This is a genomic window from Brevundimonas mediterranea (assembly GCF_011064825.1).
GTDB classification, from domain to species: domain Bacteria; phylum Pseudomonadota; class Alphaproteobacteria; order Caulobacterales; family Caulobacteraceae; genus Brevundimonas; species Brevundimonas mediterranea_A.
In genome coordinates this window covers 1069296-1085522 of sequence record NZ_CP048751.1, presented here as the reverse complement: position 1 = coordinate 1085522, position 16227 = coordinate 1069296, and the positions used below count along the sequence as shown (strand labels likewise).

General features: G+C 68.5%; 16 protein-coding genes. 13 read left to right on the top strand and 3 right to left on the bottom strand.

What is annotated here, in order from left to right; all coding sequences use genetic code 11:
- Window positions 1-22: 22 nt before the first annotated feature.
- On the top strand, window positions 23-2497 hold the full coding sequence (locus tag GYM46_RS05375) for a S9 family peptidase (RefSeq protein ID WP_008260290.1): 2475 nt from the start codon (window positions 23-25) through the stop codon (window positions 2495-2497).
- Between the two features lie 15 nt (window positions 2498-2512).
- On the opposite strand, the gene GYM46_RS05370 is transcribed toward GYM46_RS05375, so the two are convergent.
- A complete protein-coding gene (locus GYM46_RS05370; RefSeq protein WP_008262002.1) occupies window positions 2513-3655 on the bottom strand; it encodes a zinc-dependent alcohol dehydrogenase family protein in 1143 nt (380 codons plus the stop codon).
- A 112-nt stretch (window positions 3656-3767) separates the two neighbouring features.
- On the opposite strand from GYM46_RS05370, the gene GYM46_RS05365 reads away from it, so the two are divergent.
- Window positions 3768-4202, top strand: coding sequence for an acyl-CoA thioesterase (locus GYM46_RS05365; protein ID WP_008258890.1), 435 nt, complete (start codon window positions 3768-3770; stop codon window positions 4200-4202).
- A 644-nt stretch (window positions 4203-4846) separates the two neighbouring features.
- Here GYM46_RS05365 and GYM46_RS05360 read toward each other — a convergent pair.
- Complete coding sequence (locus GYM46_RS05360; protein WP_008258776.1) at window positions 4847-5872, bottom strand: IS110 family transposase; 1026 nt, start codon at window positions 5870-5872, stop codon at window positions 4847-4849.
- A 178-nt stretch (window positions 5873-6050) separates the two neighbouring features.
- On the opposite strand from GYM46_RS05360, the gene GYM46_RS05355 reads away from it, so the two are divergent.
- Both GYM46_RS05355 and GYM46_RS05350 read left to right on the top strand, forming a co-directional pair.
- Window positions 6051-7784 carry a cellulase family glycosylhydrolase gene (locus GYM46_RS05355; protein WP_008261819.1) on the top strand — a complete coding sequence of 578 codons (1734 nt, stop codon included), beginning with the start codon at window positions 6051-6053 and terminating at the stop codon, window positions 7782-7784.
- Between the two features lie 100 nt (window positions 7785-7884).
- Entirely contained in the window at window positions 7885-8892 is a 1008-nt protein-coding gene (locus tag GYM46_RS05350) for a sulfite exporter TauE/SafE family protein (protein ID WP_008261887.1), read from the top strand.
- 68 nt (window positions 8893-8960) lie between these two features.
- On the opposite strand, the gene GYM46_RS05345 is transcribed toward GYM46_RS05350, so the two are convergent.
- Complete coding sequence (locus tag GYM46_RS05345; RefSeq protein WP_008260485.1) at window positions 8961-9158, bottom strand: hypothetical protein; 198 nt, start codon at window positions 9156-9158, stop codon at window positions 8961-8963.
- Between the two features lie 148 nt (window positions 9159-9306).
- Between GYM46_RS05345 and GYM46_RS05340 the strand changes: the two genes are divergently transcribed.
- The 9 genes from GYM46_RS05340 to GYM46_RS05300 all read left to right on the top strand — a co-directional run bounded on the left by GYM46_RS05340 (window position 9307) and on the right by GYM46_RS05300 (window position 16197).
- A complete protein-coding gene (locus GYM46_RS05340; protein WP_008262780.1) occupies window positions 9307-10080 on the top strand; it encodes a YebC/PmpR family DNA-binding transcriptional regulator in 774 nt (257 codons plus the stop codon).
- Window positions 10081-10234: 154 nt separating this feature from the next.
- Window positions 10235-11578, top strand: coding sequence for a hypothetical protein (locus GYM46_RS05335; protein WP_008263484.1), 1344 nt, complete (start codon window positions 10235-10237; stop codon window positions 11576-11578).
- Window positions 11579-11618: 40 nt separating this feature from the next.
- Window positions 11619-12314, top strand: coding sequence for an MgtC/SapB family protein (locus tag GYM46_RS05330; protein ID WP_008259017.1), 696 nt, complete (start codon window positions 11619-11621; stop codon window positions 12312-12314).
- Between the two features lie 46 nt (window positions 12315-12360).
- Entirely contained in the window at window positions 12361-12879 is a 519-nt protein-coding gene (ruvC, locus tag GYM46_RS05325) for a crossover junction endodeoxyribonuclease RuvC (RefSeq protein ID WP_008259243.1), read from the top strand.
- Window positions 12880-13024: 145 nt separating this feature from the next.
- The gene (ruvA, locus tag GYM46_RS05320) at window positions 13025-13642 is read left to right on the top strand and encodes a Holliday junction branch migration protein RuvA (protein WP_008261054.1); all 618 of its coding nucleotides are present in this window, start codon (window positions 13025-13027) and stop codon (window positions 13640-13642) included.
- 148 nt (window positions 13643-13790) lie between these two features.
- Window positions 13791-14822, top strand: a complete 1032-nt coding sequence (ruvB, locus tag GYM46_RS05315; RefSeq protein ID WP_008260837.1) for a Holliday junction branch migration DNA helicase RuvB — start codon at window positions 13791-13793, stop codon at window positions 14820-14822.
- 70 nt (window positions 14823-14892) lie between these two features.
- Window positions 14893-15276 carry a hypothetical protein gene (locus GYM46_RS05310; RefSeq protein WP_008261413.1) on the top strand — a complete coding sequence of 128 codons (384 nt, stop codon included), beginning with the start codon at window positions 14893-14895 and terminating at the stop codon, window positions 15274-15276.
- Between the two features lie 9 nt (window positions 15277-15285).
- Window positions 15286-15744, top strand: coding sequence for a tol-pal system-associated acyl-CoA thioesterase (ybgC, locus tag GYM46_RS05305; protein ID WP_008261752.1), 459 nt, complete (start codon window positions 15286-15288; stop codon window positions 15742-15744).
- A gap of 27 nt (window positions 15745-15771) precedes the next feature.
- Window positions 15772-16197 (top strand): hypothetical protein, encoded by a 426-nt coding sequence (locus tag GYM46_RS05300; protein ID WP_008262994.1) that lies wholly within the window; start codon window positions 15772-15774, stop codon window positions 16195-16197.
- The last annotated feature ends 30 nt before the right edge of the window (window positions 16198-16227 follow it).

Genomic DNA, 16227 nt, shown 5'->3' with positions numbered 1-16227 from the left:
TGTAACTTGTGGGGGATTTCGGATGATGATGCGTGTTCGTGGGGCCGGTCTTGCGCTGGCGGCGGTGTTGATGGCCGGCGTAGCGAGCGGGGCGCTGGCCCAGGGCGCCGGTCAGAACGGGGCCGCTCCGGCGGTTTCTGTCTATCAGCAGCCGCCGTCGCCGATCGCCGACATCCTGGACGCCAAGCCGACGCCGTCGCCGATGCTGAGCCCGGATCGCAAGACCCTGGTGCTGCTGGACCGGTCCAACCTGCCCAGCATCAAGGCCCTGGCCGAGCCGATGCTGCGGCTGGCGGGGACGCGGATCAATCCGCGCAACAACGGCATGGCCGAGAGCCGGGTGTCCTGGCTGACCGGGCTGAGCCTACAGGCGGTGGACGGGGGACCGGCGCGGGTCGTGGCCCTGCCGGCCGAGGCGCGGTTCACGGCGCCGCGCTTCTCGCCCGATGCGAAATCCCTGGCCTTCGTGCTGGACCGGCCGACGGGGCTGGAGCTGTGGGTCGTGGACGTGGCGACGGCGCGGGCGCGGAAACTGACCGAGCCGGTGGTCAATATGACGGGCGGGACGGGCTATGAATGGCTGCCCGACAGCTCGGGCCTGCTGGTCGAGGCGGTTCCGGCCGGGCGGGGGCCGGCGCCCGATGTGACGACGGCGCCGACGGGGCCGAACATCGAGGAGACGGCCGGGCGTGTGGCGCCGGTGCGGACCTATCAGGACCTGCTGTCGAACCCCGGCGACGAGGCCCTGTTCGATCACTATTTCACCTCGCAGCTGACCCTGGTTCCGCTGAACGGCCGTGCACGGACGATTGGGGCGCCGGCGGTCTATCTGGACAGCGCCGCATCACCGGACGGGAAATACATCCTGCACGAGATCGCCAAGCGGCCTTACTCCTATGCGGTGCCGGACGACCTGTTCCCCACCGAGATCGTTGTGACGGACCTGAACGGGCGTGTGGTGCGGACCATCGCCGATCTGCCGTTGCGGGACGATGTGCCCACCGCGTTTGACGCCGTGGCGCCGGGGCCGCGATCGGTGGGCTGGCGGGCCGATGCGCCGGCGACCCTGACCTGGGTCGAGGCCCTGGACGGCGGCGACCTCAAGCGCGAGGTGGAGTTCCGCGACCGGGTCTTCATGCAGGCCGCGCCCTTCACGGCCGAGCCGGTCAAGCTGATCGACCTGAAGGAACGGTTCGGCGGGATCGTGTGGGGCAGGGACGACCTGGCCGTGGTCAACAGCCGCTGGTTCAACACCCGGCACGAGACGCGGTTCGTGGTCGATCCGTCGAACCCCGGCGAGGGGCGGGTGCTGCTGGAACGGAACTATCAGGCGCGCTACGACGATCCGGGCCAGCCGGTGACCCAGCCCAATGCGGCGGGCCGGTCGGTGATCCGGTTCGATCCCCAGGGACGCATCCTGATGTCGGGGGCCGGGGCGACGCCGCGGGGCGCCTTCCCCTTCCTGGCGGCCATGGACCCGGCGACGGGGCGCAGCGAGCGGCTGTGGACCTCGGCCGACACGGATTATGAGGCGGTGGTCGGCTTCCTGGACGCGGACGGCAAACGGGTGGTGACGCAGCGCGAGACGCGGCTGGACCCGCCGAACCTGCAGATCCGCGACCTGACGACGGGCCAGACCACGCAACTGACCCAGTTCCCTGATCCGGCGCCGCAGCTGGCCGGGGCGACGCGCCAGCTGGTGACCTATGAGCGGGCCGACGGGGTCAAGCTGTCGGGGACCCTGTATCTGCCCGCCGGTTACGACAAGGATCGCGACGGGCCCCTGCCGATGCTGATGTGGGCCTATCCGGCCGAGTTCACCGATGCGGCGGTGGCGGGCCAGACGGTGGACGTGCAGAACCGGTTCGTGCGGCCGGGCGGGTCCAGCCACCTGTTCCTGCTGACCCAGGGCTATGCGATCTTCGACAACCCCTCCATGCCCATCATCGGCAAGGACGGGGCCGAGCCGAACGACACCTATGTCGAACAACTGGTCGCCGACGCGAAAGCCGCGGTCGATGCGGTGGTCGGCATGGGGGTGGCGGATCGCGACCGGATCGCGGTCGGGGGCCACAGCTACGGCGCCTTCATGACCGCCAACCTGCTGGCGCACAGCGACCTGTTCCGCACCGGCATCGCGCGGTCGGGCGCCTATAACCGCACCCTGACGCCGTTCGGCTTCCAGTCCGAGCAGCGCAACTATTGGGAGGCGACCGAGATCTATACCGAGATGTCGCCCTTCACCTACGCGAACAAGCTGAACGAGCCGATCCTGCTGATCCATGGCGAGGCGGACGACAACTCGGGCACCTTCCCGGTCCAGAGCGAGCGCTTCTATGCGGCGCTGAAGGGGCTGGGGGCGACGGCGCGTTACGTCACCCTGCCGCTCGAGGCCCACGGATACCGCGCGCGGGAATCGGTGGGCCACACGCTTTGGGAGATGACCCGCTGGATGGACCAGTATGTGAAGAACGCCCCGCCGCGGGCGGCGGAGTGACTTCAGGGCTGGTGGTCAGGGCCTGACCACCAGCCGCACCACCTCGCCGGCGTGCAGGCGGTCGAAGCCGGCGTTGATGTCGTCGAGCGGGATGACGCCGCTCATCAGCCGGTCCACCGGCAGCCGGCCCTGGCGGTAGAGGGCGACGTAGCGGAGGATGTCGCGGCTGGGGACGCAGGTTCCGATATAGGAGCCCTTCAGGGTGCGCTCCTCGCCCACCAGGGAGACGATGTTGACGGCCAGGGCCGCCTCGGGCGGGGGCAGGCCGGCGGTGACGGTGGTCCCGCCGCGCCGGGTCATCTTCCAGGCGGTGTCGAGGGCGCGGGCCGAGCCGGCCATTTCGAAGGCGAAGTCGGCGCCGCCGTTCGTCAGGGCGCGGACCTGATCCACCGCATCGGGATCGGCGCCGTTGACGGTCTGGACCAAGCCTGAAGTGGCGCCGAGGGTGCGGGCCAGGGCCAGCTTGTCCTCCGACAGATCGACGGCGACGACCGGCGAGGCGCCGGAGGCGAGGGCGCCGAGGACGCTGGACAGGCCCACGCCGCCCAGGCCGATGACCACGACGCTCTGACCCGCCTTGACCCCTGCGGTGTTCACCACGGCGCCGACGCCGGTCAGGACGGCGCAACCGAACAGGGCCGCCTCCTCGAACGACAGGTCGGGGTCGATCTTGACCAGGGAGCGACGCGAGACGACGGCGCGTTCGGCGAAGGCGGAGCAGCCGAGGTGGTGATTGACCGGTTCGCCCTCGCGGAAGAGGCGGCGGGCGCCGGACAGCAGCTCGCCCTTGCCATTGGCGGCGGCGCCCGGCTCGCACAGGGCGGGACGGCCGCCGGCGCACGGGTCGCAATGGCCGCAGGACGGCATGAAGACCATGACGACGTGGTCGCCGACCGCGAGGTCCGTGACGCTGTCGCCCAGGGCCTCGACCACGCCTGCGGCCTCATGCCCCAGGGCCATGGGCAGGGGGCGGGGACGGTCGCCGTTGATGACGCTGAGGTCCGAGTGGCACAGGCCGGCGGCCCTGATCGCGACCAGAACCTCGCCGGGACCGGGCGGGTCCAGCGTGACCGTCTCGATGGAGAGGGGGCGGCTGTCGCGGTAGGGGTGCGCGGCGCCCATGGCGGACAGGACGGCGGCGCGGGTGGTGATGCTCATGGGTCAAGCCTTCGTCATCGATGCGCTATCGATAGGCGCTTGACGCAACGGCGTCCAAGCCCGAGCCTCGCATCGAGAGCGACGCCGAATGTCGCCCAGGAGGAAGACCGCAATGCCGAAGACGGAACTGGGCCCCTTGGCCGAACGCGCGACCTACAAGGCGTTTCACATGGTCTCGACGCGCTGGGCCGACAACGACCAGTACGGCCATATCAACAACGCCAAATTCTACGAGTTCGTGGACTCGGCGGTGAACGCCCATCTGATGATCGCCAATGCGCTGGACGAGTCCATCGGCCTGGTGGTGGACAGCGGCTGCCAATACACCTCGGCGCTGAAGTTCCCCGATGTGATCGAGGTCGGGATCAAGGTGGACCGGATCGGCACCTCCAGCGTCAGCTATGGCTTCGCCGTGTTCAAGCGCAGCGCCGACGTGCCCGCCGCCGTCGGCCATTTCGTCCACGTCTATGTCGACGCCGAGACGCGCCGACCCAAGCCCCTGCCGGCCAAGCTGAGGGCGGTGGTGGAGAATCTGAAGGCGGGGTGAGGGAAGGGCGGCGTCCTGGGGCGGGCGCGGCTTTCGGCGCAAGTGTCGATGACCGCCTTCGACCCGTTGCGGACACTGATTTGATCGTGGAGACTGCGGGCATCGTTCCTGCGAGGCCACCATGCCGACCACCCTCGTTACGCGATTGCTTCGCGGTTTCGTAGCTTTCGTGCTGGTATCTGCACTGTACGGGATGGTTTCGTACATCGCTTTGGCGAGTTTTGTGGTCTGGGCTATCGGGCCCGGCCCGAGCAGTCGGCCCGAATCCGGCGGCTTGTTTTGGCTCTTGGTCGTAGTCTTGACGCTTGGCTTTTTAGCCTCCCAGTTCGTTGCACTGAAGGTGGCGACCCGAAAGCGACGCGCGGCTTGATGTCCGCTTTCCATCTGTGGACGCCCCCTTCAGCGCAAGAGTGATTTTCGGGAATTTCTGACACGTAGTCGGATGCTGCCATCTGTCCGGCCTGTTGATGCGGTCGCTCAAAGACCGCTGGCCTGTATGGGAGTTCGCGGATCCGGTCCAAATCACCCACGGCGTGCTCGAAGCACAGTGGAAAGCCCTGGTTTTCCTGATCCCGTCTCGCCGACTGTTGCGCCATACGCTCCTTCGCTCATCCCTACGCTTCGACGTCTCGCGGTCGTGCTGGCTAGGCCGACACGACCGGAGCTCGGTAGACATCGCCCTTGGCCAAGAGCGCCCAGACTATGCGGGCGTTCTTGTTCGCCAAGGCGACGATGACCAACATCTTGGGCTTTCTCTCCAGCATCTGGCTCAGCCAGGAACCTGCTGGCGCGCCCCGAATGACGGCCTGTTTGATCACCGCGCTGGCCCCGATGGTCAGCAGCCGTCGAAGCGTTCGCTCGCCCATCTTGGTGATCGCGCCGAGCTTCTGCTGACCGCCGGTGGATCGTTGTCGCGGCGTCAGTCCCAGCCAGGCGGCGAAGTGCCGACCGCTCTTGAAGGCTTCGGGTGACGGGGCCAGTGCGACCAAGGCTGTAGCTGTGATGGGACCGATCCCGGGAATGGTCATCAGTCGACGCGCAACCGGATCGTTCTTGGCCCGGGAAGCAATCTCCGCATCGAGCACGGCGATCTGCTGGTCCAGCGATCGGAGGGTCGAGACCAGGACGAGAAGAATCGTCCGCGCGGCGGTTGGAAGCGCCTCTGCCGGATCTTCGACGCGCGCGATCAACCTATCGACGTGCGGAACGCCCTTGGGAACAATCCAGCCGTATTCGGCCAGGTGACCGCGCAGGGCGTTGATCGTCTGGGTTCGCTGCCGGACCAGAAGGTCGCGGGCCCGAAAGACCACGCTGCTGGCCTGCTGCTCCTCCTCCTTCAGCGGCACGAACCTCATACTGGGGCGCTGCGCCGCCTCACAGATGGCTTCGGCATCGGCCGCATCGTTCTTCTGACGCTTCACGAACGGCTTTACATAGATGGGCGGGATCAATCGGATCGTATGACCCTGGCGGGCCAGCTCACGCCCCCAGTAATGGGCGCCGGCGCAGGCCTCCATCGCCACCACGCAGGGCGACAGGCCAGCGAAGAACGCCAGCAATCGGCCTCGACCCAACTTCTTGCGAAACACCACCTCGCCCGAGGCATCAGCGCCATGCGCTTGAAAGATGTTCTTGGCGAGATCCAGACCGACAGTGCTAACTTGTTCCACGGACGCCTCCTTCGAGTGCTGTTCAACACCTCACTCTGGCACATAGATGCCGTCGGGGGGCGTCCACCCCATCACCCCTCTCAGACATTTCCGGCGTCTCCTCAAGGCGGCATCGCTCACCCTAGCCATTCCGCGCATCTCGTGAGAACGTTCTCAAAACGGAGCGTGGAGGAACGCCATGAAGACGGGATGGATCGCGGCCCTGGCCGTGACGGCGGCGCTGTGCGCGCCCTGTGCGGCCAAGGCGCAGACGGGCGGTTTCCTGAGGGCCGAGGGGACGCGGATCGTTGATGAGGCGGGCGAGCCGGTCATACTGCGCGGCATGGGGCTGGGTGGCTGGGTGCTGCAGGAAGGCTATATGCTGCAGCTGGGCGCGCTGGGTCCGCAGCATGTGATCCGGGCGCGGATCGCCGATCTGATCGGCGAGGAGAATACGGAGGCCTTCTACGCCGCCTGGCGCGCCAATCACACGACCAAGGCCGACATCGACGCCATGGGGCGATGGGGCTTCAACTCGGTGCGGCTGCCGATGCACTATGACCGGCTGACCCTGCCTGTGGATCAGGAGCCTGTCGCGGGGCGGGACACCTGGAAGGAAGAGGGCTTCGCCGAGATCGACGCCCTGCTGGCCTGGGTCAAGGCCAACGGCCTGTATCTGATCCTGGACCTGCACGCCGCGCCGGGCGGGCAGGGCAGCGACCTGGCCATCTCGGATCGCGATCCGTCGAAACCGTCACTGTGGGACAGCGCCGAGAACCGCCGCAAGACCGTGGCCCTGTGGCGGCGGCTGGCCGAACGCTACGCCGACGAGCCGGCCATCGGCGCCTATGACCTGATCAACGAACCCAACTGGGACTTCGAGAAGCCCGGCGGCGGCCATGGCTGCGAGGAGACGACCAACGCCCCGCTGCGGTCGCTGATGAGGGAGATCACGACGGCGATCCGCGAGGTCGATCCGCGGCACATGATCGTCATCGAGGGCAATTGCTGGGGCAACAACTATCGCGGCGTCACGCCCCTGTGGGACGACAACACCGTGATCAGCTTCCACAAATACTGGAATGCGACCGACAGGGCCTCGATCGCCGATATCCTGCGGCTGAGGGACGAGACTAACGCGCCGGTTTGGCTGGGCGAATCCGGCGAGAATTCCAATACCTGGTTCACCGAGACCATCGCCCTGGTCGAGGGCGAGGGGATCGGCTGGGCCTTCTGGCCGCTGAAGAAGATCGGTTTCAACCAGCCGCTGGAGATCGCGCCCAACCCCGGCTGGCCCCGTCTGGTCGCCTATCTGACGGGCAAGGGGCCGCGGCCGTCGGCGCAGGAGGCGCAAGAGACGCTGATGCGGCTGGCGACCCACGACATCCGGTTCGAGAACAATGTCGAACACCGCGATGTGGTCGACGCCATGCTGCGCCAGCCCCGTTCGGACGCGGCGGTTCCGTATACGGCGCATCGGATCGGGGCGGCGGGCGCGACGCTCCGCGCGGCCGACTATGACCTGGGCCGGTCGGGCGTGGCGTGGAAGGACGTCTATGACGCCGACACCGACGGGCCGGGCGAGCGGATTCCCTGGTGGAACACCGGACGGACCTGGCGCAACGACGGCGTGGACATCGGTCTGGACGGCGGCGCGCCGGTGGTGGTCGAGTTCGAGACGGGGGAATGGCTGCGCTATACGGTGACGGCGCAAGCGGCGGGCGACCGGCGGGTGACGGTGGTCGGCGCGGGCGGCCGGGTGTCGGTTTCGCTGAACGGCGGGGCGGCGGCGGCGGTCGATCTGCCCACGGACGACGGATGGCGCGAGGGGCGGGCGGTGGAATTGCCCTTCATGGCGGGGACCAACACCCTGATCCTGAAAGCCGAGGACTGCGGCGCCTGTCGCGTGAAGGAAATCCAGGTCGGGGGCTGAGCCCGGCGCCCAGGGCGTCGAAGATGGGCTTGGCTCCAACATCCGAATTGCGCAGAAGCGGCGGTATGGTAGCGTTCACAAGGTGAAGAGGCGGGGGTCCATGTTCTTCGATAGCCGCATCTTCCGGCGATGGTATGTCGGCATGATGGTGGTGTGGGTCGCCCTGTTCGCGACGTTCAACAGCATCCCGTTCCTGGTCGAGCACTGGTATTACCCGGCCATCATGGTGCTGGGCGCCTTTGTGGCGGGCCTGACGCCTGAGGGCGGCGGCGCCGTGGCCTTCCCCGTGCTCAGCGTGTTTCTCGACATCGATCGGGGGATGGCGCGCGACTTCAGCCTGATGATCCAGAGCGTGGGCATGACCAGCGCGAGCATCTGGATCCTGTCCCGCAAACAGAACCGTCTCGCCTCCTACGCCCCGGTTCTCTGGTTCGTCCCGGTCGCCTTCCTGGGCTTCGTGTTCGGGATGAACGTGATGCAGGGCATTCCGGTCTATATCATCCAGGCCCTGTTTCTCAGCCTGATCATGACCTTCGCCCTGGCCTATATCGCCAGCAAACACCGGGGGCACCGGGACAGGCTGCCGAACACGGGCCGCCTCGACAAACTGATGCTGGCCGCGATTCTCTTTGCGGGCGGCGTCTGCGCCAGCCTGTTCGGCACGGGCGCCGACATCGTCCTGTACACCCTCCTGGTCACCCGTTTCCGGATGGATGAGAAGATCGCCACGCACCAGAGCATCATGGTGATGGCGGCCATCAGCGTCCTGGGTTACGGCTATCGCGCCTTCTGGGATCAGGGGATCACGGACTATCAGGTTCGGACGTGGCTGTGCGCCTATCCGGTCGTTCTCCTCATGGCCCCGCTTGGAAGCTATGTGCTCAGCAAGCTCAAGATCGACTGGATGCTGCGCGGGATTGTGGCCCTCAACATCTTCCAGATGGTCTATTTCAACCTCAAGGCTCCGACGCCCGAAAAAATCGCCTGCTCGCTCGGCTTTTCCGCCGTCCTGTTCGCCGTGTTCTGGCTCACGCTCGCCCACATGGCCCGCTCGAGACAGCAGGGTTTTGGCGAGGCGGCGACAACGCCGGTGGAGCCGGCGGAATGAGCGAGGGGCGGATGCGGCCCGCCCCAGTCCGCCTCCGCCCCTCGCCAGGGCGGAGGTGTTGACGGCCCTCAGTCGTCCAGCCGACCGGTCAGGAACAGCACGCCGACGGCGGTCAGGGCGCCCAGGGTGAAGGCGGTGATGATGGATCCGGCGGCCACGGCGGTGGAGACGGTGACGGGGCGGGTCTCGTACCATTCGACGATGTCGGCCTCGTGCAGGTCGTCGTCGGCGCGGCCCTCGGCCTCATAGATGTCGGCGGTGTTCATCGGGGGCTCCATAGCAGCGTCAGGGATCAATACGCCCAAACGGCCGAGGTTCCACCCCCCGACGCTCATCACGCCCGTACATCGTGACAGCCCGCCGCGCATCGGCTAGGAGGCGCGGCTCAGGTTTCAGACTCTCGAAGACGATCCCATGGCCGGCCACTCGAAATTCAAGAACATCATGCACCGCAAGGGGCGCGCCGACGCGGTGCGCTCCAAGCTGTTCTCCAAACTGTCGCGCGACATCACGGTGGCGGCCAAGTCGGGTCTGCCCGATCCGGCGGCCAATCCGCGCCTGCGTCTGGCCGTCAACAACGCCAAGGCCGAAAGCCTGCCCAAGGACGTGATCCAGCGGGCCATCAACAAGGCCTCGGGCGGCGACGTCGATACGATGGAAGAGGTCCGCTACGAGGGCCGGGGCCCCGGCGGCGTCGGCATCATCGTCGAGGCCCTGACCGACAACCGCAACCGCGCGGCGTCGAACATCGGCGCGGCCTTCAAGAAGAACGGCGGCGCGCTGAGCGAGATGAACTCGGTCGCCTTCATGTGGGATAAGGTCGGCCAGATCATCTACAAGGCCGAGGCCGGGACCGAGGACGAGGTCATGGAAGCCGCCATCGAGGCCGGCGCCCAGGACGTCGAGAGCGATCTGGTCAAGCCCGACATCTACGAGGACGCGCCGGGCCACACCATCTGGACCGCCTTCGAGGACCTGAACGAAGTGGCCGAGGCCATGTCCAAGGTGCTGGGCGACCCCAAGTCGACCGCCATCGTCTGGAAGCCCCAGTCGGAGGTGACCGTGACGGGCGAGGCCGTCGGCACCCTGTTCAAGCTGCTGGACGCCCTGGACGCCGAGGACGATGTGCAGAACGTCTATTCGAACGAGGACATCTCGGACGAGGATGCGGCCAAGTACGCCGGATAATACGTACACGCGCTGATCGACGAACGGAGGTCTCGACACGTTCGTAACCCGCGATTAACCTCTGGTCATAGGACGGTGAGCGGTTCGATTCGCCTCTGGAGGCAGGGATCGAGGTCGCCCACCGCGATGCGGGCATACGACGCGGGGCGCGACCATGAGACTGACCAGAATCGATCGCGTGCTGTCACGCGGCAAGCCTGAACAGGCCAAGGACGAAGCGGCCGCGCTCGGGCGGTCCGAGCAGGACGTCGCAGGTCTGATCGGCGAGCGGTTCGAGACCATCCAGGACAGTCTGGACCAGCTGTCGGAGATGGCGCAGCGGTTCGGCACCTTCGAGACTCTTCTGGGACAACTGCGGGACCCGCTGGAAGCCGAGTTCCGCTCGCGCCGCGACAACCACGTCGAACTGGTCAATCTGCGCAACGCCAACAGCGCGGCGACGAAACAGGTCGGCCTGCTGACCGCCGAGGTCCGCAAGCTGTCCGACGCCCTGGCCGAGTCCGAGGCCAAGGCCGACGACCTGGCGGCGCGCGGCGGCGAGACCACGGTCAATCTGCAGGAGGCCCGGGTCGAACTGGGCCGGCTGCGCAACGAACTGGCCCAGGCGGCGACGCGGCTGGAAGGTCTTGAGACGGTCGAGCGCGCCTCCGCCCAGCGCATCCGCGAGCTGGAGCAGGATCAGGAATCGCTGCGCAACCAGTTGAAACAGGCCGAGGTCGCCCGGTCGGAGTCCGACACCACGCGCGGTCAGGTCCAGCGCGATCTGGCCCTGGTGCTGGAAGAGAACACCGCCCTGCGCCGTCGCGTGGACGAGGTCGGGACCGAGGTGGCGGGTCTGGCCCGCGCCGCCGCCGCCGGCGAAGGCCAGCTGGCCACCGAACGCGCCCGCGCCGCCTCCGAACAGGCCGAGGCCGCCCGTTCGATCCGCTCGCTGGAAAGCCAGGTCGAATCGGCCCGCGCCGAGATCGCCGCCCTGACCGCCCGACTGGACACCGCCACGGCGCGCGCCAACGGGCTGGAGGTGCTGAACAGCGAACAGGCCTCGCGCCTGAACGAACTGCAGACCGGCGGCCACGCCGTCGAACGGCGCGCCGACACGCTGCAGGTCGCCCTGGACCGGGCGGTCGAGCGGGTGCGCGCGCTGGAAGCCGAAACCGAGGACGCGCGTCAGCGTCAGGCGGCCATGGAGGTCGCCCGCGTCGCCGCCGTCGACCGCGCCGAGGCCCTGACCAAGGCGGCCATGGCCCACGACAAGGCCATCGCCCGCGCCGAGGAGCGGATGGTGAAGCTGCAGTCCAAGCTGGCCGCCGCCCAGGACGAGCACGAGGCCCGGGTCCAGACCCTGAGCCAGCAGATCAGCGCCCTGCGCGAAGACCTGGAAAGCGCCCGCGCCGAGGGGGCCATGTCGGCCGCCGCCCTGGACGCCGCCCGTCGCGGCCGTGGCGGCCGGGCGACCATCGCGGACGCCGCCGCCCAGCTGCAGGCCATCGTCGGCTGACGACGGGGAACATTCGCCCGACCCCGGCGGTTGATCGGGCATGGTCGCGGATGTTCTCATCGATGCAGTTCCGCCCGTCCTGGGCGCCGTCGTCGCCGGCGGGGTCATCGGACTGGAGCGCGAATGGCGCGGTCGGGCGGCCGGATTCAGAACCCATATCCTCGTCAGCCTGGCCTCGGCCTTGCTGATGCTGGCCGCCCTGTCCCAGGCGGACTGGGCGTTTCGCGCCCTGCCGAACGAGACCATCACCACTGACCCGACCCGGATGGCGCACGGGGTGCTGACGGGGATCGGCTTCCTGTGCGCCGGCGTGATCTTCCGCACCGGGTTTTCCGTTCACGGCCTGACCACGGCGGCGTCGCTGTGGATCACCTCGGCCATCGGCCTGTTGTTCGGCGTGGGCCTGTACGGACTGGGGGCGCTGGGCACGGTGGTGACGGCGGCGATCCTGGGCGGGCTGAGGTTGATCGACCAGCGCCTGCCGGGGCGGACCGTGATCGACGCCGTCGTCTGCTGGGAGCGGCGCGAGCCCTCGCCCGAGGCGGCGGTCCAGGCGGCCTTGCGGACGACGGACGCCGACGTGCGCCCCGGACGGTTCGAAATGACGGAGGACGGACGGGCGCGACGCACCTGGCGGCTGAAGGCGGCGAGCGAGACGGACCTGCAACGTCTGGCGGAGCAGCTGGGCGCCGTACCGGGCGTGACCGGCTATCGCCTGGATCCGCGCGACGATTGAAACCGTTCATTGCCCGATAACCCTCTTTGCGGCATGAGGGGAACGGATGGCGAACGAACCTGTCAGAATCATCGGGCTGGATCCCGGTCTGCGACGCACCGGCTGGGGGGTGATCGTCTCGGACGGCGCGCGTCTGCGGTGGGTGGCGCACGGGGTGGTGGCCCCGCCTGAGGCTGCGCCCTTTTCCGAACGCCTGCTGTTCCTGTTCGAGGCCCTGGGGACCATCTGCGCCGACCACGGCTGCGAGGAGGCGGCGGTGGAAGAGGTGTTCGTCAATGTGAACCCGTCCTCGACGCTAAAGCTGGGCCATGCGCGGGCGGCGGTGATGCTGGCCCCCGCCAAGCTGGGCCTGGCGGTGGCGGAATATTCGCCGAATCTGATCAAGAAGGCCGTGGTCGGGGCGGGCCATGCCGACAAGAGCCAGATCGCCTTCATGATCAAGCGGCTGTTGCCGACGGCGGGGGACGTCAAGGCCGACGCCGCCGACGCCCTGGCCGTGGCGGTCACCCATGCGCAACTGAGGAAACGGTCCTTGCTGGAAGCGATGCACCGGGGGGCGGCGTGACGGCGGCTGCTGAAATCCTCCCCCGTTGGGGGAGGGGGACCGCGTCTTCGCGGTGGAGGGGGCCTGCCCCAGACACCCCGGTTGCGTTTGGCCCCCTCCACCCCCCTTCGGGCGGTCCCCCTCCCCCAACGGGGGAGGATTGGTCATGATCGGGCGTCTGAGAGGCGTGCTGGCCGAGGTCGGGGAGGCGGACTGCCTGATCGACTGCGCCGGGGTCGGCTATGTCGTGTCGTGCGGGGCGCGGACCCTGGGACGGCTGCCGGCGCCGGGCGACGAGGCCACGGTCCATGTCCATTCGCAGTGGAGCGAGGACGCGGGGCCGCGCCTGTACGGATTTCTGACGCGCGACGAGCGGCGGGCCTTCACCACCCTGCTGGCCATCCAGGGCGTGGGGCCGAAGGCGGCGCTGGCGGTGCTGGACGTGCTGCCGCCGGGTGAACTGGCGGGCGCTGTGGCGCGCGAGGACAAGGCGGCGGTGGCGCGGGCCAATGGGGTGGGCCCCAAGCTGGCGCTGCGGATCGTCACCGAGCTGAAGGGCAAGCCGCTGGGGGATGTCAGTTTTGCGCCGACGGCGCCGGGCGTCCATGTCGAGATCGCGCCTCCGCCGCCGTCCTTGACCGGCGAGGCGGTCTCGGCCCTGCTGGGTCTGGGCGTGGCCGAGGTCAATGCGCGTCGGGCGGTGGATCAGGCCCTGATCCGGCTGGGCGACGAGGCGGAACTGCCGGCGGTGATCCGGGCGGCCCTGCAGGAGTTGGGGCGGTGAGATTTTTTGTTCCGCTCATCCCGGCGAAAGCCGGGACCCAGGTCTTTGGGCGCTCCGGTGTCGATCCGAGAGCTCGGGTCTGCGCCCGGCGCAGAGTGATGCGAAAACACTGGGTCCCGGCTTTCGCCGGGATGAGCGGAAGTTGGATATGACCCGCATCATCTCTCCAGAAGCCGAAACGGGCGAAGCCTTCGACCGCGCCCTGCGGCCGCAGACCCTGTCCGAGTTCGTCGGCCAGTCGCAGGCCAAGGGCAATCTGAAGGTCTTCATCGACGCCGCGCGGGGCCGGGCCGAGGCGCTGGACCATGTGCTGCTGTTCGGGCCGCCGGGACTGGGCAAGACGACTTTGGCGCAGATCGTGGCGCGCGAGCTGGGGGTGGGGTTCCGGGCCACATCCGGCCCGATCCTGGCCAAGGCGGGGGATCTGGCGGCGATCCTGACCAATCTGGAGCCGCGCGACGTCCTGTTCATCGACGAGATCCACCGGCTGAGCCCGAACGTCGAGGAGATCCTGTATCCGGCCATGGAGGATCATGTGCTGGACCTGATCATCGGCGAGGGGCCATCGGCGCGGTCGGTGCGGATCGACCTGGCGCCCTTCACCCTGGTGGGGGCCACGACCCGGGCGGGCCTGCTGGCCACGCCGCTGCGGGACCGGTTCGGCATCCCTCTGCGGCTGGAGTTCTACACGCCCGACGAACTGACGGCGGTGGTGCGCGGCACGGCGCGCAAGATGGGCGCGGCCATCGACGAGGCCGGGGCGCGCGAGATCGCCTCGCGGGCGCGGGGCACGCCGCGGATCGCCGGGCGGCTGCTGCGCCGTGTGCGCGACTTCGCCTCGGCGGACGGCGCCGAGACCATCTCGAAACTGGTCGCGGCGAAAGCCCTGGCCCGGCTGGAGGTGGACGAGGCCGGGCTGGACAGTCTGGACCGGCGCTTCCTGAAGGCCCTGATCGAAAACTACGGCGGCGGGCCGGTGGGCATGGACACTCTGGCCGCCGCCATCGCCGAGGCGCGCGACGCGGTCGAGGACGTGATCGAACCCTATCTGCTGCAACAGGGCTTCATCATGCGCACCCCGCGCGGCCGCATGGCCTGCGCCAAGGCCTATGCACACCTGGGCCTGAACGCCCCGCCGCCGCCCGCCGCCGGTCCCGTGCCGGGCGACCTGTTCGACTGAGCCCGGCCACCGGCCCGACTTGCCAAGCACGGGCGGGCGCGGTTTGGTGTCGGCTCAAGCGGAGCGCGCCATGACCGTCGGCTCGATGACGAAACGCAGGATCCCGACCCGGCGGATCGCCCTGGCCGTGGCGGCGGTCGCCCTGATCGCCGCCGCCGTGGGCCTGTGGGCCATGACGCACGGGACGCGGGTCGCGCCGCCGGAATCGCCGATCCACCGGGCTGAACGCCAGATCCGCCAGCAGCTGGGGGCGGGGGCCGAACTGCGCTATTCCGAGATCGGCCAGAGGCGGGCGGTGTGCGGCTATGTGGGGCGGACGCGGGGCGGGCAGGCGGTGGGCTTCGTGTCCCTGACCAGCCGCATCCTGTTCAGCGACGATCCGCTGCCGACCGAGTTCCGCGACATGCGCGAACGCTACTGTCCCGGCTTCCTGACCCGGCCGCCGACGCGCTAGACTGGGGGCATGACCGATCTTCCCACCGCCGGCCGTTTCGAAGGGCGCGCCCACCTGCTGCCGGTGCGCGTCTATTACGAGGACACGGATTTCACCGGCCTGGTCTATCACGCCAACTATGTCCGCTATTTCGAGCGGGGGCGGTCGGATTTTCTGCGGGTCGTCGGCGTGGGCCATTCGGTCCTTCTGGAGGAGGCCGAGCCGTTGGCCTTCGTCGTGTCCGAGCTGAACATCAAATACCTGAAGCCGGCGCGGATCGACGACGCCCTGGTGGTGCGGACCCTGTACGAGGCGGTGAAGGGCGCGCGGCTGATCATCCGCCAGACGGTGGAGCGGGCGGGCGAGGTGCTGTGCCGGGCCGAGGTGACGGCGGTCTGCATCCATCTGGACGGACGCCCGCGCCGGCCCACCAGGGCGCTGGTCGAAAAGGTCACGCCGTGGCTGGCAAGCGCCGGCGACGGCGACTAGAAACAGGCGAACCGGGGAGGGTCGAACATGCAGAACCAGGGAATCACCGCCAGCGCCGTGATCGTGTCCTTTCTGCTGCTGGTCCTGGTGGTCGGCGGGGGACTGGTCGGCTGTCCCTATTACAAGGTCTGGGAGCGCAAGATGGCGGGCCAGGCCGAGCTTCAGTACCAGCAGGGCGCGCGCCAGGCCCTGATCGCCCAGGCGGCGGCCGAGGACGAGGCCGCCATCAAGCGGGCCGAGGCGGCGACGCGCCGGGTGCTGGGCTGGACCGATGCGGCCAAGCGCGGCTGCGAGGCCCTGGGCCGCCCCGGCGACCGGGCCTGCGAGGAACAGCTGGTGCGCGACGCCGCCACCTATTCCATCGCCAAGGAAGGCCATGAGGGCGTGATCATCAGTGTCGGCGCCCCCGTCTCGGTGGCGGTCGATCCGACCCGCAGGACGACGACCGAGTAGGCTTTTATGACGCGCCTGTCAGATGACGCG